Origin of the sequence: Nocardia sp. NPDC058176 (assembly GCF_042883805.1) — a bacterium.
Taxonomy (GTDB): Bacteria; Actinomycetota; Actinomycetes; order Mycobacteriales; family Mycobacteriaceae; genus Nocardia.
Genome location: NZ_JBHVVA010000001.1, coordinates 203,574 through 227,233, shown reverse-complemented (window position 1 = coordinate 227,233; position 23,660 = coordinate 203,574). Strand labels below are relative to the sequence as shown.

Sequence of the window (23,660 nt, the reverse complement as noted above, 5' to 3'; positions counted from 1 at the left end):
CGTGAAACTTCTGGTCACCGGCGGAGCCGGGTACGTGGGCGGCGGCTGCGCCGCGGTATTGCTCGAGCAGGGCCACGAGGTGGTCGTGGTCGACGACCTCTCGACCGGTAACGCCGATGGCGTCCCCGCCGGCGTCAGGTTCGTCGAGGGCGATATCGCCGACGCGGCGCCGCGGTTGCTGCGTGCCGAATCCTTCGACGGTGTCCTGCATTTCGCGGCGCAGTCGCTGGTCGGCGAATCGGTGGAGCAGCCGGAGAAGTACTGGAACGGCAATGTCGTGAAGACGTTGACGTTGCTCGAGGCGATCCGGGAGACCGGGACCCCGCGCCTGGTGTTCTCCTCGACCGCGGCGGTGTACGGCGAGCCGGAACAGGTGCCGATCACCGAGGACGCGCCGACGCGCCCCACCAATCCCTACGGCGCCAGCAAGCTGGCCATCGATCACGCCATCACCTCCTACGCGGTGGCTCACGATCTGGCCGCGACCAGCCTGCGCTACTTCAACGTGGCGGGCGCCTACGCGGGACTCGGTGAGAACCGGGTGGTGGAAACACATCTGATCCCCCTGGTGCTGCAGGTGGCCGCCGGCCACCGCAAGGCCATCTCCGTGTACGGCAACGACTGGCCGACGCCGGACGGTACGTGCGTGCGCGACTACATCCACCTCCGCGATCTGGCGCAGGCGCATCTGCTCGCGCTGGCCTCGGCGCAGCCGGGCACTCATCGGATCTTCAATCTCGGTTCGGGCACCGGCTTCTCGGTGCGCGAGGTGATCTCGGCGTGCGAGCGGGTGACCGGTCTGCCGATCGAGGCGATCGAGGCGCCGCGCCGCGCGGGCGATCCGGCGGTGCTGGTCGCCTCGAGCGAGCGCGCCGCCACCGAGCTCGGCTGGCGGCCCGAACACAACGATCTCGACGAGATCGTCTCCGACGCTTGGGATTTCCTGCGTTCCCTCGGCTCGCGAGCGCACAGCGCCCGCTGATCGGGCGCGCTCACCGCGCGATCGGGCCGAGGTCGACCCCGAGGTCGGCGGCGATCTGGTGACCGCAGTGGGCCAGCGAGCGTAGCCGTTCGGGCCGCAGGCCGCTCTGCAGCGAGGTCTCCAGCAGCACCGCCATCGGATGGGTCGCGTCGGCCTCCACCGCGGCGGTGAGCGCTACCCCGGCGAAGGGTCCGTCCCCGCGCACGTAGGCGCTGAACCCGAGCAGGGCGGCCGCTTCGGCCCGGTCGGTGCCCGGTGTCGCCCTGGCCAGCTGGATCCACAGCTGCTCGGCGGCCTCGGCGTGATCGCCCAGCGCCAAGCCGTACATCGCGTCGCGCAGCGGGCGATCGCGCAGCGTCGCGGCCAGTCGCGCGAGTTCCCGCGCGGCCCGTGGCGTACCCGAGGCCGCGTCGGCGATCTGCCACAACACCCATTCCAGCGCTCCGCGCTGGTATGCCGCGGCCCGTCCCGCCCGCGTCGCCGCCGACAGTCCGTCGCGGTAGCCCGCCACGGCGGGTCCGATCCTGGGCCGCACCCGCGCGCCGAGCCGCCGATCGGGCAGCAGCACCGCGGTCAGTTCGCGCCGGGATCGGCGAATCTGCTTGCCGTCCAGGACGTGGGCGAGCGCGACCGGTGAGGCCGCCGGATCGGGCACCCGGCCACCGGCGGCCGGGTCGAACAGGCTGCGATAGCGCGCGCCCGCCGCGATCGTCGGCACCGACCAGGCGCCGCGTACCGTGAGCCCCGTCGCGCCGAGCGCGTCGAGCAGCGCACCGGCCCGCGCGAACAGCGGGCGGTCCTCGACGAGCACCGCGAGCACGCCGGTGGCCTGTTCGCGAGCGCAGATCGACACCACGCACTCGGTGAACTGCTCGCGGTGCCGCGGATCGCTCACCGCGTCCAGATCGAAGCGCACGACCGCCTCGATCGCCGCGGCGGCGCCGGGACTCGGCCGGCACAGCACGGCGACGACGAGCGAGCGTTCGGGTACGAAACCGAGCATGGCGGGCAGGGCCGCGATCAGGTCACCGGGTTGATCGACCCGCAGCCGGGGATCGACGGGATAGGCGGGGGTGGATTCGGCGCAGGCGAGCGCACGGAAGAACGGTCCGGCGCGGTGGATCCGGCGGGTGGAATGGTTCGTCGAAGGCGTCATGGCTCCACGATGACCGCCGCCGCCCGGGGCACCCGACCATCGACCTGGGCCCTTTTTACCCTGTTGGCAGCGCCGAGGCTGTGGAGCGATCCCGGTCCGCGCGTCGCGGCGCGGGCGAAACTGTCACCGCCGCGTGGTAGCCGGGCCTCAGCTGTCGCGGACCGCGCGCACGGTGGTCGCGAACATCTCCGCCACCGCGTCGGTGTCGGGTTCGCCGTCGCCGAAGGTCATCGAGGTGACGGTGATCCGCACGTCGCCGATCTGGCCGACCGAGGTCTGCATCGTCTGGGTCAGGCCGGCACCGCCGACATCCGGAATCACCGTGCGGCGCAAGGAGATCGCATCGTCGGCACCCGGCGGGACGACCTCGTCGAGCACCGTGGTGACGGTCGAATCGGCGCCGGCGCGCGCGACCCGGATCCGCTCGCAGCCGCGCAGTCGATCACGCAGCCCGGACAGTGCTTCGGTGCTGCGCGCCAGTTCGACGGTGAGCGTGGAGCGGTTCGCGTCGTCGCTGCCGACCGCCACCGCCGCCGGTTCGGCGCCGGCCTCGGCCTCGGGTGGGGCGCACGCGGCCGGGCTGACGGTGGCGCCCGCGCCGACACCGTCGAGATCGCCCGCCGCGGCGCTGGCCGCCTGCGGCGGCAGCACCACGGCCGGGTACCGGTCGGGGAACTGTTGCGGAGCGGGCAGCAGATCGGCCAGCGCGCCCGCCACCGCGCGCGCCGACATGGCGCTCTCGGCGACCGGTGTCCCGCTGACGCTCTGCCCGCAGCCGCTCAGCGCCGCGACCGACACGATCGCCACCGCGGCCGAGCACCGGCGCGCGAGCCCGCGCACCCGGAGGGCATCGCCCGCACGACCGGGCCTCGTCTGCGCCACGTTCACACCGTCCACTGTGCCCCACGGCGGTGATCGGCTCCGGTTGCGCCACGCCGGGGTGGGAATGCCGAGGCCGGACGGGCTGTTGGCATTCGAAGACGAGCCGTCCTCCGGCCGTGTGCGATGCGTCTGCTCGCGTGGGGGACAATGGAGACCGCCTCCCCCGCCGCGAGCGTTGGTGGACCGCGCAGGAAGGAGTACGCGATGGATGACCAGTCGCACATGTACGAGCTGGAGTTCCCGGCGCCGCAGCTGTCCTCGGACGACGGCGCGGGCCCGGTGCTGGTGCACGGCCTGGAGGGTTTCACCGATGCCGGACACGCCGTCCGCCTGGCGACCACGCATCTGCGCGAGAGCCTCGAGTCCGAGCTGGTCGCCTCCTTCGATGTCGACGAGCTGCTGGACTACCGCTCGCGCCGTCCGCTGATGACGTTCAAGACCGACCATTTCGCCGACTACGCCGAGCCGGAGCTCAATCTGTGGGCGCTGCGCGACACCGCGGGCACCCCGTTCCTGCTGCTGGCCGGGCTGGAGCCGGATCTGCGCTGGGAGAAGTTCACCACCGCGGTGCGGCTGCTGGCCGAACAGCTGGGGGTGCGGCGCACCATCGGCCTGTCGGCCATCCCGATGGCGATCCCGCACACCCGTCCGCTCGGTGTCACCGCGCATTCCTCGGACCGTTCGCTGATCGGCGAGCACCAGCGCTGGCCGGGTGAGCTGCAGGTGCCGGGCAGCGCGTCCTCGCTGCTCGAGTTCCGGATGGCCCAGCACGGGCACGAATCCATCGGGTTCTCGGTGCACGTGCCGCACTACCTGGCCCAGACCGACTACCCCGAGGCCGCGCAGACCCTGCTCGAGAACGTGGCCGACAACGCCGGGCTCGAGCTGCCGCTGGCGGCGCTGGGCGAGGCGGCCGCGCGGGTGCGCGAGCAGGTGGCCGAGCACATCGCGGGCAACGAGGAGGTCGAGACCGTCGTGACGGCGCTGGAACGCCAGTACGACAACTTCGTCACCGCCCAGGAGCGCCAGTCCAGTCTGCTCGCCGGTGACGGCGAACTGCCCAGCGGCGAGGAGCTCGGCGCTGAGTTCGAGCGCTTCCTGGCCGAGCAGGGCGGTTACGACGACACCTCCGGCGACGACAAGGCCTGAGCACCCGACCCACTAGGGTGGTCGGAGTGGATCTGACCGACCTGCTGGAAATTCCCGGGACCGACGCCGACGCGCTCTACGAGTCGTTCGCGGCGTGGGCCGCCGAGCAGGGCACCACCCTGTATCCGGCGCAGGACGAGGCGCTGATGGAGCTGGCCTCGGGATCCAATGTCATCCTGGCCACGCCGACCGGGTCGGGTAAATCGCTCGTCGCGGTCGGCGCGCACCTGTTCGCCATGGCCAACGGGCAGCGCAGCTACTACACAGCGCCGATCAAGGCGCTGGTGAGCGAGAAGTTCTTCGCGCTGTGCGAGGTGTTCGGCGCCGAGAACGTGGGTATGGTCACGGGGGACGCGGCGGTCAACGCCGACGCCCCGATCATCTGTGCCACCGCGGAGATCCTGGCGAATCTGGCGCTGCGCGAGGGCGCGGCCGCCGAGGTCGGGCAGGTGGTGATGGACGAGTTCCATTTCTACGCTGATCCCGACCGTGGCTGGGCCTGGCAGGTGCCGATCATCGAGTTGCCGCGCGCGCAGTTCCTGCTGATGTCGGCGACGCTGGGCGAGGTGGATTTCTTCGCGACCGATCTCGAGCGCCGCACCGGCCGTTCGACCGCGGTCGTGGCGGGCACCGAACGCCCTGTCCCGCTGACGTTCTCCTACGTGCGCACCCCCATCACCGAGACCCTCGAAGAACTGGTGACCACCCATCAGGCGCCGGTCTACGTCGTGCACTTCACCCAGGCCGCCGCCCTGGAACGCGCGCAGGCGCTCACCAGCGTGAACCTCGCCTCCCGCGCGGAGAAGGACGCGATCGCCGCGGCCATCGGCGAATTCCGGTTCGCCACCGGCTTCGGCAAGACGCTGTCGCGGCTGATCCGCCACGGTATCGGCGTTCACCACGCCGGGATGCTGCCCAAGTACCGCAGGCTGGTGGAGAAGCTGGCCCAGGACGGCCTGCTGAAAGTGGTGTGCGGCACCGACACTCTCGGTGTCGGGATCAATGTGCCGATCCGCACCGTGCTGCTGACCGGGCTCACCAAGTTCGACGGCGTGCGCACCCGCAGGCTCAAGGCGCGCGAGTTCCATCAGATCGCCGGGCGGGCCGGGCGCGCCGGATTCGACACCATGGGCACGGTGGTGGTGCAGGCACCCGAGCACGAGGTGGAGAACGCGCGCCTGGTCGCCAAGGCGGGCGACGATCCGAAGAAGCAGCGAAAGATCCAGCGCCGCAAGCCCCCCGAGGGTTTCGTGTCCTGGAGCGAGGAGACCTTCGATCGGCTGGTCGTCGCGCAGCCCGAGCCGATGGTGTCGCGATTCTCGGTCACCAATTCCCTGCTGCTCAATGTGATCGCCCGCCCCGGCAACTGTTTCACGGCGATGCGCCACCTGCTCGAGGACAATCACGAACCCCGCCCGGCCCAGCGCAGGCACATCCTGCGCGCCATCCGGCTCTACCGCGCGCTGCGCGATGCCGGTGTGGTGCAACAGCTCACCGAGCCCGATGCCAAGGGCCGCATGGCCCGGCTCACCGTGGACCTGCAACGCGATTTCGCCCTCGACCAGCCGCTGTCGCCGTTCGCGCTGGCCGCCTTCGAGCTGCTCGACCGCGAAAGCCCCACCTACACACTCGATGTCGTCTCGCTGATCGAGGCGACCCTGGAGGACCCGCGTCAGGTGCTGATGGCCCAGCAGCACAAGGCTCGCGGTGCCGCCGTCGCCGAGATGAAGGCCGACGGCATCGAATACGAGGAGCGGATGGAGCTGCTGGAGGAGGTCACCTGGCCCAAGCCGCTCGCCGAGCTGATCGACCCCGCGTTCGAGACCTACCGGGCCGGGCACCCCTGGGTCTCGGAGTTCGCGCCGTCGCCGAAGGCGGTGGTGCGCGACATGATCGAGCGCGCGATGACCTTCGCCGAGCTGATCTCGTTCTACGAACTGGCCCGCTCGGAGGGTGTGGTGCTGCGCTACCTCGCCGACGCCTACCGCGCGCTGCGCCGCACGGTGCCCGAGGCCGCGCGCACCGAGGAACTCGGAGACATCACCGAATGGCTCGGCGAGCTGATCCGCCAGGTCGATTCGAGCCTGCTCGACGAATGGGAACAGCTCACCAACCCGGGCGCGGAGACCGATACCGAGCAGATCGCCTTCGGCGCGGAATCGGTGCGCCCGATCTCGGCGAACGAACGCGCCTTCCGGGTGATGGTGCGCAACGCCATGTTCCGCCGGGTCGAACTCGCCGCCCGGCAGCGCTGGTACGACCTCGACGAACTCAGCCCGGGACCGGACTGGGCCGAGGACTTCGCGCCCTACTTCGACGAGTACGCCACGATCGGCACCGGCCCCGACGCGCGCGGCCCGCAGCTGTTCCAGGTGGAGAAGCGCCCCGGCTTCTGGCACGTGCGCCAGGTGCTCGACGACCCGTCGGGCGATCACGGCTGGGCACTGACCGCGATCGTGGATCTGGAGGAGTCCGATGCCGCGGGCGAGGTGGTATTCGACGAGGTCACGGTGTCGGCGGGCTGAACGATAGCCGAACCGCATGGCGGAGTATGACGAATGTTTGACGGATTCGTTGTTGGGTAGGGGCCGCTGATAGTCTCTCCCGGCTGCCGACCGAAAGTTCACCGATGCCCGAATCCCCGTACCTTGTCCTGCACCCCGAACAGGTACGTGCCAACTACCGCGCCCTCGATGCCGCCGTGTCGGCGAACCACCCGCGCGGCACCCGGATCAGGTACGCGGTGAAGGCGGCGCCGGTCGACGAACTGCTCACCCTGCTCGACGCCGAGGGCGCGGAGTTCGACGTCGCCAGCATCGGCGAGATCGACCAGTGCCTGCGCCTCGGTATCGACGCGGGCAAGCTCTGCTACGGCAACCCGATCAAGAAGAGCGCCCACATCGCGCGCGCCTTCGCGCTCGGGGTGCGCCGCTACGCCTTCGACACCGAGGACGATCTGGCGCGGATCGCCGAGCACGCCCCCGGCACCGAGGTCGAGTGCCGGTTCCTGTCCGCGGCCCCGGAGTCGCGCACCCCCTTCGGCACCAAGTTCGGCTGTGCGCCGGGTGAGGCGGCACGGCTGCTGGTGCGCGCGCGTGATCTGGGCCTGACGGTGGCGGGCCCGTACTTCCACGTCGGCTCCCAGCAGCTCGACCCGGCCGCATGGCGGATCGGCATCGAGCAGGCGGGACAGATCGTCGCGACGCTGGCGGACAAGGGGATTCACGTCCCCGCGGTCAATGTCGGTGGCGGACTGCCGATCTCCTACGCCGAGGACGCTCCCGCGCTCGACGAGATCGCCGCCGCGATGACCGACGCCGCCGCGCGATTCCTGCCCGAAACCACCGCGCTGGTCGTCGAACCCGGCCGTGCGCTGGTGGGTAACGCGGGCACCATTCACGCCGAGGTCGTCGGCGTCCGATTCGCGCCGGACGGCCGGCGCTGGGTGTATCTCGACATCGGCCGGTACAACGGTATGGCCGAGACGGAGAACGAGTACATCGCCTATCGTTTCGTCACCGATCGCGATGGCGATCCGGTCGACGAGGCGGTGGTCGCGGGTCCGACCTGCGACGGAGACGATGTACTGTATCAACGCACGCGCGTCCTTCTGCCGACCACGTTGCGAGCCGGTGACCGGATCCAGATCCCGCACACCGGCGCCTATACCGCGAGTTATTCGTCGGTGTCCTTCAATGGTTTTCCGCCCTTGACCGTTCATGTCTCGGGCGCTGAGCGAGAGTGAGTTTGCCATGACGGCGGAATTCACCGGCTGGCACGTGCTGGCCGAGTTCGGTGGTGTCGACACAGACCTGTGTGACGATCTCGAACGACTCGAATCGGCGTTGCGTGAGTCTCTGGTTGCCGCGGGCGTCACCATCTGCGATGTCGTTCACAAGAAGTTCGAACCGCAGGGGGTGACCGTCCTCGCGCTGTTGTCGGAGTCCCACGCCTCGATTCACACCTATCCGGAGTCCGGCGACATCTTCGTCGATGTCTTCACCTGCGGCACCATCGGTGCCGGTGCCACGACGGCCGTCGACCTGCTGCGAGACAGGTTGTCTCCCAAGGAGGTCCGGACCAAGGTCGTCCAGCGCGGCCACGGTGCCGAGAAGATCTACGAACCGGTGGGCGAGGGCCTGACCCGGATCTGGGATCTGCACGAGGTGATCGTGGACACGAACACCCCGTTCCAGCACATGGTGATCGCGCGCACCGATCAGGGCATCTCCCTGTTCTCCGACGACGACCGCCAGTCCACCGAGTTCTCCCAGCTCACCTACCACGAGGCCATGATGGTCCCGGCGTTCGTGCTGGCCGAGAAGCTGGACCGGGTGCTGATCGTCGGTTCCGGCGAAGGGGTGGCCTCGCAGATGTCGGTGGCCGCGGGCGCCGAGCTGGTCGACCACGTCGACATCGACCAGCGCGAGGTCGAACTGTGCGCGCGGCACCTGCCCTACGGGTACACCCCCGAGGAGCTGGCCGCCGCGGTCGCGGGCGAGGGCCCGATCCACGTGCACTACGCCGACGGCTGGGACTTCCTGGCCAAGGCGCAGGAGGCGGGCACCCGCTACGACGTGATCGTCATCGACCTGCCCGACGAGCGCGTGGAGGACGCCCAGCACAACCGCCTCTACGAGTCGGAGTTCCTGTCCCGATGTCGGGCGCTGCTCGCCCCCGGCGGCGTGCTCTCGGCCCAGGCCGGGTGCGCGACCATGTGGCGCAACGAGACGCTGAAGCGCTCGTGGGGCCGGTTCAACGACCAGTTCACCACCGTGGTGCCCTACGGCAGCGACGAGCACGAGTGGACCTTCCTGTTCGGCCTGAACGAGAAGATCGACAACCCGGTGCGCGGCATGACCGACCGCCTGGCCCTGCTCCCCTACCGCGCCGAGACCATCGACGCCCGCGCACTCGAGCGCGGCGCGATCGAACCGTACGCGCTGCGGCGCTGAGGCGACGCGACACCGACGGCGGTGATCCCGATTCCCGGGGTCACCGCCGTTCGCCGTTACTGAACAATCGACCGCTCGGTTCGGCGAATTCGCCGCCGCCGACACCGCCCGCCGAGTGACACTGTCGGTACCGCTTTCGCAGACCCCGACAGAATCGAGTCGCCAGTGCCGCAGACACCGGTGTCGGCGGACGGACTGATGCCCGTTCACCGACCGTCCGACCATCGCCCCCGACTGGACGCGCTCTCGGCCGCGGGCCTGTCCGCGTTCCCCGGCCTGTTCGCCGCCGCACCCGCGACGACCACGGCCGACTTCGCGCGCCTGGACGGCGATGTGGCCATGCGCTCGTTCCCCGGCTCGGGTGAGCGGGTGCTCGCGCCACTGATGGCGCGGCCCGCGTACTTCTGGGTAGCCAAGTCGTTTCGTCACGTGGACCCGGCGACCGCGTTCGGCCACAACGTCTTCCGCGCCCTCGGCGGGGTGCGGGCACTGAACTTCGTTGCCACGGTGGGCGATTCCGCGGTCGACCACCGGCCCGCCGTACGGCTCGACTACAGCGATCCGCGTGTGGGGTCGGGCAGCCCGGCCCGGCGGATCTACGACGAATTGCGCGAGATCGAACCCGATCTGTGGCTCGGCCCGAGCTACTTCACGGCGAAGGGCCGCCGGATCTCGATGGGGTGGTTCGCCCTCGATGCCTCGGTGGAGTTCGACAGGCTCGCCTGAACAGCAGACGAGCCGGGTGCGGGCGAAACCCACACCCGGCTCGTGGCGCCGGACTCAGCCGAGGGCGGCGCGGCGGGCGCGATACTCGGCGACGTTCACCCCGCCCACGCCCCAATCCGTCAGTGGCACTTCGTCGATCACGACGAAAGTGCTGTCGGGATCCTTGCCGAGGACGTCGTAGAGCAGATCCGTGACGCCCTTGATGAGCTGTCCCTTCTCCTCCGGGGTGACCCCTTCGTCGGTGACCTTGATGTTGACAAACGGCATGATGATTCCTTTCTACGCCGCTCTACCTGCGATGAACCCGCCGTCGACGGGCAGGATGTGGCCGGTGACGAACTCGGCGCCGGCCAGGTACAGCACCCCGGCCGTGGTGTCGGCGACCTCGCCGATGCGCGCCAGCAGGGCCAGGTCGGCGGCCGAGCCCACGTCGCCATCGCCGAACAGCGGGGTGCGGATGACGCCCGGCGCCACCGCGTTGACCCGGATCCGCGCGGGCGCCAGTTCGGCGGCCAGGCTGACGGTGAGCGCGTGCACGCCGCCCTTGCTGATCAGCGCCGCCGAGGCGGGCAGGCCGGTCAGGGCGTGGTCGATCAGGACGGTGCCGATGTTGACGATGCTGCCGCCCTCGCCCTGGGCGAGCAGTTGGCGGACCACGGCCTGGGTGGTGAAGTAGGTGCCCTTGAGGTTGCCGCCGAGGTAGCGGTCGAGTTCGGCTTCGGTGACGTCGACGAACGGGGTCGAGCCGAAGACGCCCGCGCTGTTGATCAGCACGTCGACCCGGCCGAAGCGCTCCAGCGCGGTGCGCACGTACGCCGATCCCGTTGCGGGCGAACCGATGTCGCCCACGACCGTCGCCAGCCGGGCGGGTGCGTCCAGCTCGGTCGCGACCTCGGCGAGCTTGCCGGCGTCGCGCCCGCCGAGTACGACATGGTCGCCGCGGTCGAGGAACGCGCGAGCGACATCGCGGCCGATGCCGCTGGAGCCGCCGGTCACGATGACCGTCTTCGGTGTCGACATGATGGAGTCTTCCTCTCGATGGAATACGACCGGTCGTCTTGGAATGGGGACGCGCAACCGATCGGGGACGGAACACGGGGATGGTCAGGGACGGAAGTAGTCGTCCAGGAGTCGGTGCAGGCACTTGTTCAGCGGCTCGACGGTGCGGTCGATCTTCATCCGGATCACCGCGCCCTCCCACGATTCCAGCAGCAGGTCGGCCAGGTCGACAGCGTCGACATCGGCGCGCACCGCGCCCTGCTCCTGCGCGGCACGCAAAGCACCCGCCACGCCGTCGCGCCAGGCCGCCCACGCCGTCGAGAGCGCGGAGCGCAGGATCTCGCTGCCCTCCAGCTCACCGCCGAGGTTGGCGATCAGGCAGCCACCGGTGAAATCGGCGGCGACGAAATCCTCGGTCAGCACGGCGAAGAACGCGCGCACGCCATCGAGCGGATCGGACGTCGAGGCGAAGGCCGCCGCCAGATTCCGCTGCACACACAGCGAGTGATGCTCGATCACCGCCTGCGCGAAGCTCTCCTTGCTGTCGAAATAGTTGTAGAAGGAACCCTTCGGCACGCCGACCTTGTCGAGCACCTGCTTGATGCCGGTGCCGTGATAGCCGTTGGCGAGCAGGCCGACCGCGCCCTCCTCGATGAGGAGTGCTCGCGTGTCGTCGCTACGCCGGGGTCGTGCCATGCGCAGAACTATACGACCGGTCGTCTATTAATGGCAAGTGCCGCCCGCTCAGTCGTCGTCCACACCGCGCGCGGCCAGCGCCTCCCCCATCGCGTCGGCGGTCCGCAACGCGCGCACCAGCACCGGCGTGACCAGGGCGGTCGCCGACCACGACACCCCGCGCGCCCGGCGCGCCTGGGCGACGTCGTGCACGATGCCCGCCAGCAGCGGAACGCACCGAATGGCCAGCGCGAGCAGGACACCCACCCGGTCCGGGTCGACCCCGACGCGGCGCAGGGGACCCAGCGCGCGGGTGAGCGCGTCGAGCATCGCGGTGACCCGCGTCGTCACGGTCACCAGCGCCGCCAGTACCACCGAGAGCACGAGCACCCCGCAGACCACCACCGCGCGCTCGACCGAGGTGGTGAGCAGCTGGAACACCGCGATGATCACCGTCATCCACAGCACCGGCCGCACCTGGGCCAGCGCCACCCGCCAGGAGATGCGCGCCAGCGCGAACAGCCCGGCCACCACCACCGCGACGACGGCGATGCCGAGCGGAGTGCGCACGAACACCGTCATCGCGACGATCGAGGTCAGCAGCAGCGCCAGTTTCACACCCGCGGGCAGCCGGTGCAGCAGTGAGTCGCCGGGGCAGTACAGCCCGATCATTCGATCAGGCGACGGTAGGCGCCGACCGCGTCGGCCGGTGCCCCGTCGAACACCACGCGCCCCTCGTCGAGCACCACCACCCGGTCGAAGCCGTCGAGCAGGCCGAGCTGATGGGTCACCACGACGACCTGCTGATCGAGGGAGTTCAGCGCCTGGGACACCAGCCGCGCGTTGCGCAGATCCAGCAGGGTGGTCGGCTCGTCGGCGACGATCACCTCGGGTTCGCGGATCAGTGCCGAGCCGATGGCGAGCAGCTGCTTCTGACCGCCCGAGAGCAGATGCGCGGGGTGGTCGGCGTGCGCGGCGAGGCCGAAGCGGTCGAGCATGCGCTGTACCCGGGCGGCGATCTCGGGCTTGCCGAGCCCGCTGCGGCGCAGCGAGAACGCGAGATCCTCGGCCACGGTCGGCATCACGATCTGCGTATCGGGATCGGTGAACACGAAGCCGACCTTGCGCCGCACCTGCGCGCCCTTGCGGGCGGCGTCGATCCCGTCGACGGTGACCGTGCCGGTCGAGGGTTTCAGCAGCCCGTTGAGCATCCGCGCCAGGGTGGACTTGCCCGAGCCGTTGGCGCCGATGAACCCGACCCGGCGTTCGGTGATCCGCAGGTCGATCTCGCGCAGGACGGTCCGCTCGCCGAAGTGGTGACCCACCGCGTCGACGACGATCTCGCTCACGCCGCCCACCCGCGGCGGGACGCGGCGCGATCAGCCACGGATCAACCCGGGATAGGCACGGTGCACGCCCTTGGCCACGACCGTGGCGATCACGACCTTGGCGAGATCACCGGGAATGAACGCGAAGTTGGTCGAGATCGCCGCCCACAGGCCCAGATCGGTGCGCACGAGCAGGCCGGCGGTGCCGAACAGGTAGATGATCACCACGCCGCCGAGGGCGTTGATCAGCAGGCCGAGCACGATCGGGTACTTCGGCAGGATCATGGCGGTCAGCCAGCCGATCAGCAGGGTCGCGGGAATCCAGCCGATCAGATATCCGGCCGTCGGCGAGGCCAGCGCGGTCAGGCCGGTGCGACCGCCGGAGAGCAGCGGCAGACCGATCAGGGTCAGCGCGATGAACACCGCCACCGCGGCGGTGCCCTTGCGCGCGCCGAGGACCGCGCCGGTGAGGATCACCCCGAGCGTCTGCAGGGTGATCGGCACGCCGCTGAACCCGACCGTGATCGCCCCCGGCAGCCCCATGGCCGCGATCAACGCCGCGAACACCGCGATCTGGGCCATGTCCCTGGCGGCGAACCCGGCCGCCAGGGACTTGGCCTTCGGGGACTTCTCGACTTCGGGCACGGCAGACATCCTTCACAGCAGAATTGAACGACGTTCAAAATAGCAGGCGAACAGCCACGGCGGTCGCGCCAGGAATGCGGCCGAGCTTTTCCAGCAGGGTGTAGATCAACTAAAATGGGGGGTTGGAGCAACTCGGGTGGCGTTTGCCGCACGACGACGTCGCGTAAGCATTTCGTCACCGAGGAAAGGCCATCATGTCGATTGCGCTACAACGCTTCTCGAACTTGATCGCCGCGATCTACAGCGCGGGCACCGATGCGGACCGATGGGACGGCGTGATCCACGAGATCACCGAGGCTTTCGGTGCGGTACACGGCATCCTCGTCATCGCCGAACCGGCCACCGACCGGCTCGCCGTCAAAACCGCCGGTAACGGCGCGAGGCCACCGATCCCGACCCAGCTGAGCCGGGTCGCCGAGCTCGTGCACCGGCTGCCCGCCGGGCTGGCCACCACCAGTGACGACCTGTTCGTCCCGTCGACCTGCGGCGGCGTAGCGGAACGGCCGAGCGCCAACGGCCTGGCCAACAGTTTCCTGGCCCGCCTCAGCGACGACGTCCCGTCCTCCTGGATCTGCCTGACCATGGCCGACCACGCCGCGATCACCGGGCATTCGGCCGGGCTGGCGCTGCTGCGGGTGCTCGTGCCACACCTGCACGGCGCCTTGCGCACGCGCGCCGAGCTGATCGAACTGTCCCATGAACGAGCGCTCGCGCTGTCGACCCTGGAGAAGGCGCCCTACGGCATCATGATCGTCACCGCCGACGCCGCCCTCGTCTTCGCCAACGCCATGGCCGCCGACATCGCCGCGCGGGCCGACGGGCTGGTGATCGACGCCTTCGGCTACCTGCACGCCACATCGCGGGCCACGCACACCCGGCTGTGCCGGGCCATCGACCGGGCGAGCACCGAGTACGCGGGCGGCAGCGTGGCCGTGACGCGCGCCTCCGGCGCACGGCCGCTGATCGTCCGGGTCACCCCGCTCGACGGCGCCGTCGAGGACGGGCCGTGGCAGCGCGCCGTGCTGGCGCTGGTCATCGATCCCGAGCACGATCCGGAACCGGATCCGGCCGTGCTGCACGAGTTGTACGGATTGACCGAGGCCGAAACGCTGGTCGCCATGGGCATCCTGCGCGGCGACGGACTACCGGCCGTCGCCGATCAGCTCTCGGTCTCGGTCTTCACCGCGCGAACCCACCTGCAGCACATCTTCGCCAAGACGCACACGCACCGCCAAGCCGAGTTGGTGCGGCTGCTGTTGACCAGCGCGGTCGCCGCGCAGTGAAGACCGACGCACCGGTCACACCGGTGTGAAGCCCACTCCTGTTCCACCGCGTGCGCCCACGTCCTCGAGGATCGTGGTGAAGTTGGCGCCGACCTGCGGTCCCAGGCAGGGCACCCCGATATAGCCGTTGACGATGGCCACCAGGGTCGATCCCACGACCACGGGTGCGCCGGAATCGCCGACGATCACGCAGATCTGAGTGAGCGTCCAGGTCGCGGTGTCGAACACGTCGCCATAGACCAACCCGCAGGTCTGGCCCGTGGTTCTGCCCTCCTTGCAGGCGACGACCGGGAACTGCGCCGGAACGCCGATCCCGGAGATGGATGTCGACCCGACGTGGCTGACCGGAGTCACCAGGCTCGAATCGAAGACGATGACCGCGTAGTCGAGATCGTTGCTCACGAAGTCGACGGTGCCGAGCGTGCCCGCGTCGGGATCGGCCTCGGCGGCCACTCCCGCGCCAGGACTCGCACAGTGTCCCGCGGTGAATCCGACCGTCCGACCGGCGCCATCGGTGCCGATCGTGGTCAGTGTGCACACCGAGCCGTCCCCGAGGACGATGCCCGATCCGCCGCCGAGTGCCACCGGCGGCGCTGCCTGGGCGACCCCGACACCCGCCCAGGCAAGGACGAGCGCGGCGGCGAGAATCCACCACCGGCGCGCCCGCGCGATCGGGGCACTCTCGCACCGGAGTGCGGGAGTGCCTCGGTTACTCCTGTGTACGGACATGCGCGGGGTCAGACCACGCACACCGGGTACAGGATGGGCAGCGTCACCAGGATCGGAACGCAGGTGAGCAGCGCGCCCGGAATCGTGATGAACGGTGAGAGTACCGCTGGCTGCACAGGCACCGGGACGGGGTCCGCCACGGGTGCCGCACCGGCTGCGCCGGCGCCGAGAGCGATCAACGGCGCACAAGCGAACACCGCGAGGGTGGAGCGAATCTTGTTGTTGATCATGGCCATTCCTTCGAACTGTCTGAACTGTCGGGGCCGGGGATCGGCACCTCATCCAGAACAGCACCGATCGCTGACCAGGGCGTCGTTCGAACAGATGAAATCAGTGCGGTCGCTTCGAGCGGATCACCGCGGCGAGGTACTCGTAGTCCTCGGCGCGGGCCGAGGACGCGCGGTAGGCGAGCCCGATGGTGCGCCCCGGCGCGGGGGCGGCGAAGCGCGCGGTGTCGAGGGTGCCGCGGGCGGTCTCCGAGGGCACGGCCATCTCCGGAATGAGCGTCACGCCGAGTCCGCCCGCCACGCACTGCACGACGGTCGTCAGCGACGCGGCGCGGGTGTCACCGACCGCGCCGGGGTGCACGTCGGCGGTCCGGCACAGATCCAGGGTCTGGTCGCGCAGGCAGTGTCCCTCGTCGAGCAGCAGCAGCGGCAGATCGGCCAGCACCGGGGCGGCCAGGTCGGTGCGACCGGCCAGCTCGTGCCCGCGCGGGGTGACCAGGACGAACTCCTCGCTGTAGAGGGGGATCTCCACCAGGCCCGGCGCCTCGGTGGGCAGGGCGAGAAGCGCGACGTCGAGGACGCCGGTGCGCAGGCCGTCGAGCAGCCGGGCGGTCTGGTCCTCGACCACCTGGGGCACCAGGCCGGGGACCTTGCGCCGTAACTCGGGCAGCAGCCCGGGGAGCACGTATGGCGCGACGGTGGGAATGATGCCGAGGCGCAGCACGCCGCCGAGGCTGTCGCCGGTGGCCGAGGCCACGAAACGGTCGGCCGCCTCGAGCGTCGCCATCGCCTGGGGCAGCAGCCGCATCCCCGCCGCGGTGACCAGCACGCGGCGGGTGCTGCGCTCGATCAACTGGATCCCGAGTCCGTTTTCCAGTGATGCCAGTGCCTGCGATAGCGTGGGTTGACTCACAGTCAAACGCGCTGCGGCGGTGCCGAAATGCCGGTATTCGGCAATGGCCACGAACGCACGCAGCTGCGACAGGGTTGGCTGATAAGTCTGATCACTCACACCTATCAGTCTACGACGGGCAATCGGCTTTACCTTTCAGTAGGCTAGTCCCCGACCACACCACTGAATGAGGAGATGAGCATGGCTCTGCTGACCATCGGCGACCAGTTCCCGGCATACAACCTCAAGGCCGTCATCGGAGGTGACCTGTCGAAGGTCGACGCGCAGCAGCCCGACGATTACTTCACCCAGATCACCAGCGACGACCACGCGGGCAAGTGGCGCATCGTGTTCTTCTGGCCCAAGGACTTCACCTTCGTGTGCCCCACCGAGATCGCCGCGTTCGGCAAGCTGAACGAGGAGTTCGCCGACCGTGACGCGCAGGTCCTGGGCGCCTCGGTCGACAACGAGTTCGTGCACTTCCAGTGGCGTGCCCAGCACGAGGATCTCAAGACCCTGCCCTTCCCGATCCTGTCCGACCTCAAGCGTGAGCTGGCCACCGCCACCGGTGTGCTCAACGCCGACGGCGTCGCCGACCGCGCGACCTTCATCGTCGACCCGAACAACGAGGTCCAGTTCGTGTCCGTGACCGCCGGTTCGGTCGGCCGCAACGTCGACGAGGTGCTGCGCGTGCTCGACGCCCTGCAGTCCGACGAGCTGTGCGCCTGCAACTGGAAGAAGGGCGATCCGACCATCGACGCGGGCGAGCTGCTCTCGGCCAGCGTCTGATCCACCTTCCCACCCGAAACACCAAGAGGAGCCCCACTGTCATGAGCATCGAGAACCTGAAGAACTCCCTCCCCGAGTACGCCAAGGACCTCAAGCTCAACCTGTCCTCGATCGCGCGCACCACGGTCCTCAACGAGCAGCAGCTGTGGGGCACCCTGCTCGCCTCGGCCGCCGCGACCCGTTCGGCCACCACGCTGCGCGAGATCGCCGAGGAAGCCGCCGACACGCTGTCGGCGGAGGCCTACGACGCCGCGCTCGGCGCCGCCTCGATCATGGGCATGAACAACGTGTTCTACCGCGGCAAGGCGTTCCTGGACGGCCGCTACGACGATCTGCGCGCGGGCCTGCGGATGAACATCATCGGCAACCCGGGCGTGGACAAGGCCGATTTCGAGCTGTGGTCGTTCGCGGTGTCCTCGATCAACGGCTGCGCGCACTGCCTGGAGGCGCACGAGAAGACCCTGCGCGAGGCCGGTGTCTCGCGTGAGGTGATCTTCGAGTCGCTGCGCGCGGCGGCCATCGTCGCCGGCGTCGGCCAGGCCGTGGCCTCGACCGAGGCGCTGGCCTCGGCCGCCGTCTGATTTCCCGACCCTCCTACGGCCCCGATCCGGCTCCCGGATCGGGGCCGTTCGCGTGGGCCGGGGCGGACACGTGCGAGCGCCGCCGGTTCGGCCGGGGTGTCGGAGCGCGCCGGTAGGCTCGCGCTCATGAACGCACATGATGTGCCCGATGCCCCGGACATCCAGGTCGAGGTCGTGCGAGTGTTCACCGATCCGGCCGGCGGGCAGGGCAACGCCCTCGGCATAGCGCGAGCGGGCGATGTCGTCGCCCTGGACAAGCAGGAGCTGGCCGCGCGGCTGGGTTTCAGCGAGACCAGCGTGGTCTCCGACCCCGTCGACGGCACGGCCGACGTGCGCATCTACACCCCCACCGTCGAACTGCCCTTCGCCGGGCATCCCACCGTCGGCACGGCCTGGTGGCTGGCCGTGCAGCAGCAGCCGGTACACACCCTGCGGGTCACGGCCGGGCCGGTGGCCGTCACCCAGACCGACGGCCTCACCTGGATCACCGCCAGGGCCGAATGGGCGCCGGATTTCGACTTCCAGCAACTGGATTCGCCCGAGGAGCTGGCGCTGCTGCGCCCCGAGGACTTCACCGCGGGCCAGCACTACTTCTGGGCGTGGAGCGATGAACCGCGCGGTGCGCTGCGCTCGCGCATGTTCGCCCCCGCCATGGGCATCGCCGAGGACGAGGCCACCGGCGCGGCGGCGGTCGCGCTCACCGCGAAACTGCGCCGCGGCCTGGTGATCACGCAGGGTGGCGGCTCGCAGCTCTACACCGAATGGGATTCCGACGGCTGGGTGCGCCTCGGCGGGCGGGTCGCCGAGGATCACGTGGTGGTGCTCTAGCGTTCGCTGCCGAAGCGGCGCAGCCAGGGCGGTCTCGGTGTCCAGTGACCGCGCCGCGGCGGCGGTCCGGTCGCGCCGAGGTCGGCCAGGATGCGTGATTCCAGCTGCCGCGGCGGCGTGTGCTGGTCGTCGGCGGCCAGCCGGGCCAGCACCTCGTGGACCGCGTGCACGCGGTCGGCGAACCGGGCCAGGCCGGCGGGGGTGAGCGTGGCGAGCTTGTTCTCGATGTGGTGGTGCTCGAGCTCGGCGACCGCGTCGAGGGCGTAGGCGTCGGCCAGCGCGAGGATCGACCCCGGCGGACACCACGGTCCGCGGGTGCCGAAGCGGTCCGTCCGCTGCTCGGCGAGCTGTTCGACGCCTTCGGCGAGCAACCGGTTCACCAGCGGCACGCGCAGCCCCAGTTCGCGCCCGATCGCCCGGTAGGTGCGCCCGCCGTAGTAGGCGAGGACGAAGACCTCGCAGTGGCTGTCGAGCGGGTCGTCGAAGCCGAGGCGCGCCGAGGCGGCGAGCCACGGTACGTCGTCGCCGTCGTGGCGGTCCAGCCGCAGCCGCTGGACGGCGAGGCGATGGACCTGGGCGAGCAGCCAGGTCTGCTCGGGGTCGAACGGGGCGTCCGCGCCGGTGTCGGCGGGCGGTGGCGTGTCGGTGTAGGTGACGCCGGTGCCGAAGGCGATGTCGATGGCAGGCGTGGACTCCGAGGTCGTGGGCCCGGCGTCGGTGTCCGACCGTGGTTCGGTGGCGACGTATGCCGAACGGCCCCACGGTGTCCCGAGGTCGGGGGCCGGGTCGCGCTCGGCGGGTTCGGGCTCGGGTTCGGGGGAATCGGCGGCGCCGGAATCGGATTCGGCCTCGGCGGTGTCGTCACCGACGATCCACGGTACGGCGCGCAGGCGGCGATATCCCTCGCGGACAACGTCTTCGGCCGCCCCGCGCCGGTGCAGGACCCGCAGGGCCAGCCCGAACGCGGCGGCGCCGGTGGCCTGGTAGAGCGCACGGAGCGCGTCGCGATCGTCGGTACCGGCGGAGATCGCGGGGGTGGACGCGCCGAGGCCGCGGACCCCCGGCACCGGTTCGGGACCACGCTGCCCGTTCATCGTCGAATTCCTGTCCGCACAAGGGCAATTCGCAGCGCGGACGGTTGTGGATCGGTATTCACCGGCCGATCGCGGCGATCAGCATGAACGCCGTGCCGATATCCATCACCACATGGGGCACCAGCGCCGAGGTCAGTGGGTGGGCTCCGACCGGGTGCACGAACCGGTGCCAGCGCCGGCCGTGACCGACGGTACCGAGCGCGAGCAGCGCGTCCGCCCCGAACAACACCGCCAGCACCAGCGCGAGAACCGGTGCCGGACCGGCGTGTTCGGCGCCGTGTCCGGCCATCGCGTACAGCATCGCGCCCGCGGCCACGGTGTGATAGCCGATGGCGAGCACCGCGCCCGGGTCGACCGTGCCGCGACGCCACTGTGCCGCGCGTTCGGCGAGCAGGATCGCGAAGGCGACGACGAGGGCGGTGAGCACCCCGCGCGCGGCGTGCGGATCGGTGGCGGCGGGAAACACCAGCATCGCCAGCATCACCAGGCACATGAGCAGATGCGCGCTGTCGGCCGCGGCGTCGGCGCGGTGCGGCGGCGGGCCCGGCCGGGTCAGCCGGACCGCCACGATCAGCGAGGCCAGCACGAACGCGGCGACCACCGGCCAGCGCACGAACGCATAGTGTTCGACGAATTCGACCACACCCCACCGCCTTCGAGTCGCCACCCGCCCACCATGCTCGCACCCGGCGGGGTCGGCCCGGACGATTTTCCGGCCCGAAGCGGCGTCGAGAATCGGGCCGGGGCGACGCGATCGCCGGCCGGGCGTCAAAATGGACGAATGACCGACTACCTACCCGGATCCACGGTCGAGCAGCTGCGCATCGACGTCGACGACCTCACCGGCGCGCAGATCATCGCCCTGCTCACCCAGCACCACGCCGACATGGCGGCCACCTCCCCCGCCGAGAGCATGCACGCCCTCGACCTCACCGCCCTGCGCGATCCGGCGGTCACGGTGTGGAGTGCCTGGCTGGGTACCGAGCTGGCGGGCTGTGGCGCGCTGAAGGAACTCGACGCCGGACACGCCGAGATCAAGTCCATGCGCACCGCCGACGGGTTCACCGGTCGCGGCGTGGCGGCGACCCTGCTCGGCCACCTCGTGACGGCCGCCCGAGACCGCGGGTACCGGCGGCTGAGCCTCGAGACCGGCGCGGAGGACTACTTCGCCCCGGCGCGGCGCCTCTATCTCCGGCACGGCTTCACCGAATGCCCGCCGTTCGGCGGCTACACCCTCGACCCGCTCAGCCGGTTCTTCACCCGCGCGCTCGATCAGGACTGAGCCACCCGCGGGCCAGCACGTAGGCGAGGACGAGCAGCACGGACAGGATGCCGTCGCCGACGATCACGGTCGCGGTGTCGTCGACGCCGCCCTGCACGGCGAACACCACCGCGGTCAGGGTGAGCGCGACCTTGTGGAAGATCACCAGTTCCCAGACGCCGCGGTAGCCGTGCGGCCGCAGGGCGAGCAGCGCGAACAGCCCGGCGAAGACGACGAAGCCGTAGCCGCGCCAGGTTTCGACGATCTTGGTGGCGGATCCCGCGTCGAGCACGGCGGGTATCGAGCTCAGCGCGGCGACGGCCGCACCTGCCGCGGCCAGCCACAGCAGCACCTTCGCCGCGGTCTCCCGCCGGGTCGAGGTGGGGTCGGTCGGGGGCGTCGGTGCCGGAGAGTCGTTCATGATGGCCCTTCGAAGCGGATCGCCGACGCTGTCGGCCGCCCTCACTGTAGGACAGCCGACGACCCGGCGCAGTCCGACGCGAACGCCCGAGATCAGCCCAGGGCGCGCGCGAATCCCTCGGCGAGTTCGGCGACCTGGGCGTCGGTCATGACGAAGGACGGGGAGATCTGCATGGCCCCGGCGCCCGCGGCGCGACCCGAGACACCCTGCCGGCGAAGGGCTTTCACCAGGGCGGGGCCTTCGGAGGGGTCGGCCAGCTGGATGGCGGCGACGGCGCCGAGCCCGCTGCGGACCTCGGCCACGCGCGGATGGTCGGCCAGCGGCGCCAGGGTGGTGTGCAGGGTCTGTTCCAGCCGGGCGGCTTCGGCGAGCAGGCCCTCGCGTTCGACGATGGCGAGATTGGCCAGTGCCGCGGCGGCCGCGCCCGCGTGCCCGCCGTAGGTGTAGCCGTGGCGGAACCAGACACCGCCCGCGTAGAACGGTTCGGCCAGGTGCGGGGCGATGAAGACCGCGCCCATCGGCAGGTAGCCGGAGGTGAGGCCCTTGGCGGTGGTCATCAGGTCGGGGCGCAGGTCGAAGCGGGTGGAGGCGAACCAGGACCCGCCGATGCGGCCGAATCCGGTGACGACCTCGTCGGCGACGAAGAGGATGTCGTGATCGCGGCAGATCTGGCGCACCTCGGCCAGGTAGCCCTCCGGCGGCAGGTACACCCCGCCCGCGCCGATGATCGGTTCGCAGAAGAACGCGGCGATCCGTTCGGCGCCGACCTCCTCGATCAGCGCGAGCAGCGATTTCGCGTCGTCCCACTCGACCGTGCGGGTGTCTTCGACCAGGACGCCGTAACCCTCCTTGTTGGGCGTCAGCCCGCCGAGCGAGGTGCTCGCGTAGTGCATGCCGTGATAGGCCAGGCGCCGACCGACGAGGATCTTCTTGTCGGGGCGGCCGAGCTCGTGCCAGTACCGGCGGGCGAGTTTGGCGGCGGTCTCCACCGAGTCCGAGCCGCCGGAGGTGAAGAAGATCTTGCTGCCCGGCACCGGGGCGATGGCCGAGAGCTTCTCGGCGAGTTCCTGGGTCGGCGGCTCGGTCAGGTCACCGAAGTTGGAGTAGTGCGCGATGGTGCGCAACTGCGCGGCGACCGCGTCGGCGATCTCGCCGCGACCGTGTCCGACGTTGGCGAACCACAGGCCGGCGGTGGCGTCGAGGTATCGCGTGCCCGCCGTGTCGTAGACGTAGGCGCCGTCACCGCGGGCGACGACGAACGCGCCGTCCCGATCGACGGCACCCATATCGGCGAATCCATGCCAGAGCGCATTCATGGCTCCACACTTACCCGAACCGCGCGGTCGGTGCTCATCGGACCCGCCGATGACTCAGTCCACGGTCCGGCGTTCGCGCCACCACGCGGGCAGATCCCCGAGCGAGGCCATGGCCACCGCGAGCACCGCGAACACGAGGGTGAGCACGACCAGGCCGATGCCCATCGACAGGTAGCCCTGCTGGCGCGGATCGATGAACGGGTACGGGTACCAGTCGACGAGGGGGCCGCGGATCAGGCTGTAGACGCCGTAGAGCAGCGGAAAGATCAACCACTGGCCGATCAGCGCCGGGCTCGGCCGCAGCCGTCGCGGCATGGCGATCAGCGCCCAGTCCAGTACCAGGACCAGCGGCAGGTAGCGGTGCATGACGTCGTTGATCCACTTGTCGTTGAGCATCACGTCGATGTTGGCCAGCAGGACGGCGTAGACCACCATCGTGATGAGCATGTACAGCGTCACCGCGCCGCGCACGAGCTGCCAGCCGCGGCTCTGCGGCGCGAACAGCCCGCCGACCAGCAGCACCCCCACCGCGAGGATGTTGGACTCGATGGTGAAGTAGCTCAGGTAGTTGGTGAGCGAGAACGTCGCCGAGTCGATGTTGCGCAGCGGAATCCACAGCAGCGCGACGGCGCCGAGGACGCCGAAGCCGATCCGGTACGCCCTGACCCACCACGCCGTCGACGCGCTCATGCCCGGGATCTTCGCACGTCCGACCGCGCCGAACCCCGCGTTCGCGACCGCC

General features: G+C 70.1%; 27 protein-coding genes. 11 read left to right on the top strand and 16 right to left on the bottom strand.

The features are described 5' to 3' along the window. Position 1: 1 nt before the first annotated feature. Positions 2-982, top strand: a complete 981-nt coding sequence (gene galE / locus ACFVVM_RS01015; RefSeq protein WP_387611617.1) for a UDP-glucose 4-epimerase GalE — start codon at positions 2-4, stop codon at positions 980-982. Between the two features lie 10 nt (positions 983-992). Here the strand turns inward: galE and ACFVVM_RS01010 are convergent, their stop codons facing one another. Further along, complete coding sequence (locus ACFVVM_RS01010; RefSeq protein ID WP_387611615.1) at positions 993-2,138, bottom strand: DUF4192 domain-containing protein; 1,146 nt, start codon at positions 2,136-2,138, stop codon at positions 993-995. A 147-nt stretch (positions 2,139-2,285) separates the two neighbouring features. After that, a complete protein-coding gene (locus ACFVVM_RS01005; protein WP_387611612.1) occupies positions 2,286-3,020 on the bottom strand; it encodes a sensor domain-containing protein in 735 nt (244 codons plus the stop codon). A gap of 204 nt (positions 3,021-3,224) precedes the next feature. On the opposite strand from ACFVVM_RS01005, the gene ACFVVM_RS01000 reads away from it, so the two are divergent. The 5 genes from ACFVVM_RS01000 to ACFVVM_RS00980 all read left to right on the top strand — a co-directional run bounded on the left by ACFVVM_RS01000 (position 3,225) and on the right by ACFVVM_RS00980 (position 9,850). Beyond that, positions 3,225-4,169, top strand: a complete 945-nt coding sequence (locus tag ACFVVM_RS01000; protein ID WP_387611609.1) for a PAC2 family protein — start codon at positions 3,225-3,227, stop codon at positions 4,167-4,169. 26 nt (positions 4,170-4,195) lie between these two features. After that, positions 4,196-6,694 carry a DEAD/DEAH box helicase gene (locus tag ACFVVM_RS00995; protein ID WP_387611606.1) on the top strand — a complete coding sequence of 833 codons (2,499 nt, stop codon included), beginning with the start codon at positions 4,196-4,198 and terminating at the stop codon, positions 6,692-6,694. Between the two features lie 104 nt (positions 6,695-6,798). After that, positions 6,799-7,914: a type III PLP-dependent enzyme gene (locus ACFVVM_RS00990; RefSeq protein WP_387611603.1), complete on the top strand. Its 1,116-nt coding sequence runs from the start codon at positions 6,799-6,801 to the stop codon at positions 7,912-7,914. Positions 7,915-7,921: 7 nt separating this feature from the next. Further along, positions 7,922-9,124 carry an adenosylmethionine decarboxylase gene (gene speD / locus ACFVVM_RS00985; protein WP_387611601.1) on the top strand — a complete coding sequence of 401 codons (1,203 nt, stop codon included), beginning with the start codon at positions 7,922-7,924 and terminating at the stop codon, positions 9,122-9,124. A 198-nt stretch (positions 9,125-9,322) separates the two neighbouring features. Then, complete coding sequence (locus ACFVVM_RS00980) at positions 9,323-9,850, top strand: hypothetical protein (protein ID WP_387611598.1); 528 nt, start codon at positions 9,323-9,325, stop codon at positions 9,848-9,850. A gap of 54 nt (positions 9,851-9,904) precedes the next feature. On the opposite strand, the gene ACFVVM_RS00975 is transcribed toward ACFVVM_RS00980, so the two are convergent. The 6 genes from ACFVVM_RS00975 to ACFVVM_RS00950 form a co-directional block, all read right to left on the bottom strand. Continuing rightward, positions 9,905-10,117, bottom strand: a complete 213-nt coding sequence (locus ACFVVM_RS00975) for a 4-oxalocrotonate tautomerase family protein (RefSeq protein ID WP_387611595.1) — start codon at positions 10,115-10,117, stop codon at positions 9,905-9,907. 12 nt (positions 10,118-10,129) lie between these two features. Further along, positions 10,130-10,870 (bottom strand): SDR family NAD(P)-dependent oxidoreductase, encoded by a 741-nt coding sequence (locus tag ACFVVM_RS00970; RefSeq protein ID WP_387611592.1) that lies wholly within the window; start codon positions 10,868-10,870, stop codon positions 10,130-10,132. Positions 10,871-10,954: 84 nt separating this feature from the next. Then, on the bottom strand, positions 10,955-11,545 hold the full coding sequence (locus ACFVVM_RS00965) for a TetR family transcriptional regulator C-terminal domain-containing protein (protein ID WP_387611590.1): 591 nt from the start codon (positions 11,543-11,545) through the stop codon (positions 10,955-10,957). A gap of 48 nt (positions 11,546-11,593) precedes the next feature. Next, positions 11,594-12,196 carry an energy-coupling factor transporter transmembrane component T family protein gene (locus ACFVVM_RS00960; protein ID WP_387611587.1) on the bottom strand — a complete coding sequence of 201 codons (603 nt, stop codon included), beginning with the start codon at positions 12,194-12,196 and terminating at the stop codon, positions 11,594-11,596. After that, positions 12,193-12,873, bottom strand: a complete 681-nt coding sequence (locus ACFVVM_RS00955; RefSeq protein WP_387611585.1) for an energy-coupling factor ABC transporter ATP-binding protein — start codon at positions 12,871-12,873, stop codon at positions 12,193-12,195. Before ACFVVM_RS00955 ends, ACFVVM_RS00960 begins: the two co-directional genes overlap by 4 nt. Positions 12,874-12,903: 30 nt before the next feature. After that, entirely contained in the window at positions 12,904-13,506 is a 603-nt protein-coding gene (locus ACFVVM_RS00950; RefSeq protein WP_387611582.1) for a biotin transporter BioY, read from the bottom strand. Positions 13,507-13,691: 185 nt separating this feature from the next. Between ACFVVM_RS00950 and ACFVVM_RS00945 the strand changes: the two genes are divergently transcribed. Continuing rightward, complete coding sequence (locus ACFVVM_RS00945) at positions 13,692-14,780, top strand: helix-turn-helix transcriptional regulator (RefSeq protein WP_387611580.1); 1,089 nt, start codon at positions 13,692-13,694, stop codon at positions 14,778-14,780. A 15-nt stretch (positions 14,781-14,795) separates the two neighbouring features. Here ACFVVM_RS00945 and ACFVVM_RS00940 read toward each other — a convergent pair whose 3' ends face one another. The 3 genes from ACFVVM_RS00940 to ACFVVM_RS00930 form a co-directional block, all read right to left on the bottom strand. Then, positions 14,796-15,509, bottom strand: coding sequence for a serine protease (locus ACFVVM_RS00940; protein ID WP_387611577.1), 714 nt, complete (start codon positions 15,507-15,509; stop codon positions 14,796-14,798). 8 nt (positions 15,510-15,517) lie between these two features. Continuing rightward, positions 15,518-15,745, bottom strand: a complete 228-nt coding sequence (locus tag ACFVVM_RS00935; protein ID WP_071929137.1) for a hypothetical protein — start codon at positions 15,743-15,745, stop codon at positions 15,518-15,520. A gap of 94 nt (positions 15,746-15,839) precedes the next feature. Continuing rightward, complete coding sequence (locus ACFVVM_RS00930) at positions 15,840-16,748, bottom strand: hydrogen peroxide-inducible genes activator (protein ID WP_387611574.1); 909 nt, start codon at positions 16,746-16,748, stop codon at positions 15,840-15,842. Positions 16,749-16,829: 81 nt separating this feature from the next. Here ACFVVM_RS00930 and ACFVVM_RS00925 point away from each other — a divergent pair, with 81 nt between their 5' ends. From ACFVVM_RS00925 to ACFVVM_RS00915, 3 genes are all read left to right on the top strand, one after another. Further along, the gene (locus tag ACFVVM_RS00925) at positions 16,830-17,417 is read left to right on the top strand and encodes a peroxiredoxin (RefSeq protein ID WP_375929089.1); all 588 of its coding nucleotides are present in this window, start codon (positions 16,830-16,832) and stop codon (positions 17,415-17,417) included. Between the two features lie 41 nt (positions 17,418-17,458). Beyond that, complete coding sequence (locus tag ACFVVM_RS00920; protein WP_387611571.1) at positions 17,459-17,998, top strand: carboxymuconolactone decarboxylase family protein; 540 nt, start codon at positions 17,459-17,461, stop codon at positions 17,996-17,998. 126 nt (positions 17,999-18,124) lie between these two features. After that, entirely contained in the window at positions 18,125-18,826 is a 702-nt protein-coding gene (locus tag ACFVVM_RS00915) for a PhzF family phenazine biosynthesis protein (protein ID WP_387611568.1), read from the top strand. Here the strand turns inward: ACFVVM_RS00915 and ACFVVM_RS00910 are convergent. Further along, positions 18,823-19,920: a hypothetical protein gene (locus ACFVVM_RS00910; protein ID WP_387611566.1), complete on the bottom strand. Its 1,098-nt coding sequence runs from the start codon at positions 19,918-19,920 to the stop codon at positions 18,823-18,825. The genes ACFVVM_RS00915 and ACFVVM_RS00910 overlap by 4 nt on opposite strands. Positions 19,921-19,978: 58 nt before the next feature. Continuing rightward, entirely contained in the window at positions 19,979-20,587 is a 609-nt protein-coding gene (locus ACFVVM_RS00905) for a DUF5134 domain-containing protein (protein WP_387611563.1), read from the bottom strand. A gap of 114 nt (positions 20,588-20,701) precedes the next feature. On the opposite strand from ACFVVM_RS00905, the gene ACFVVM_RS00900 reads away from it, so the two are divergent. After that, positions 20,702-21,202, top strand: a complete 501-nt coding sequence (locus tag ACFVVM_RS00900; protein ID WP_387611560.1) for a GNAT family N-acetyltransferase — start codon at positions 20,702-20,704, stop codon at positions 21,200-21,202. On the opposite strand, the gene ACFVVM_RS00895 is transcribed toward ACFVVM_RS00900, so the two are convergent. From ACFVVM_RS00895 to ACFVVM_RS00885, 3 genes are all read right to left on the bottom strand, one after another. Then, a complete protein-coding gene (locus tag ACFVVM_RS00895; protein WP_387611558.1) occupies positions 21,177-21,602 on the bottom strand; it encodes a hypothetical protein in 426 nt (141 codons plus the stop codon). The two genes, ACFVVM_RS00900 and ACFVVM_RS00895, sit on opposite strands and share 26 nt — an antisense overlap. 92 nt (positions 21,603-21,694) lie before the next feature. Next, positions 21,695-22,918: an aspartate aminotransferase family protein gene (locus ACFVVM_RS00890; protein ID WP_387611555.1), complete on the bottom strand. Its 1,224-nt coding sequence runs from the start codon at positions 22,916-22,918 to the stop codon at positions 21,695-21,697. Between the two features lie 54 nt (positions 22,919-22,972). Continuing rightward, a complete protein-coding gene (locus tag ACFVVM_RS00885; RefSeq protein WP_387611552.1) occupies positions 22,973-23,608 on the bottom strand; it encodes a Pr6Pr family membrane protein in 636 nt (211 codons plus the stop codon). Positions 23,609-23,660: the final 52 nt, after the last annotated feature.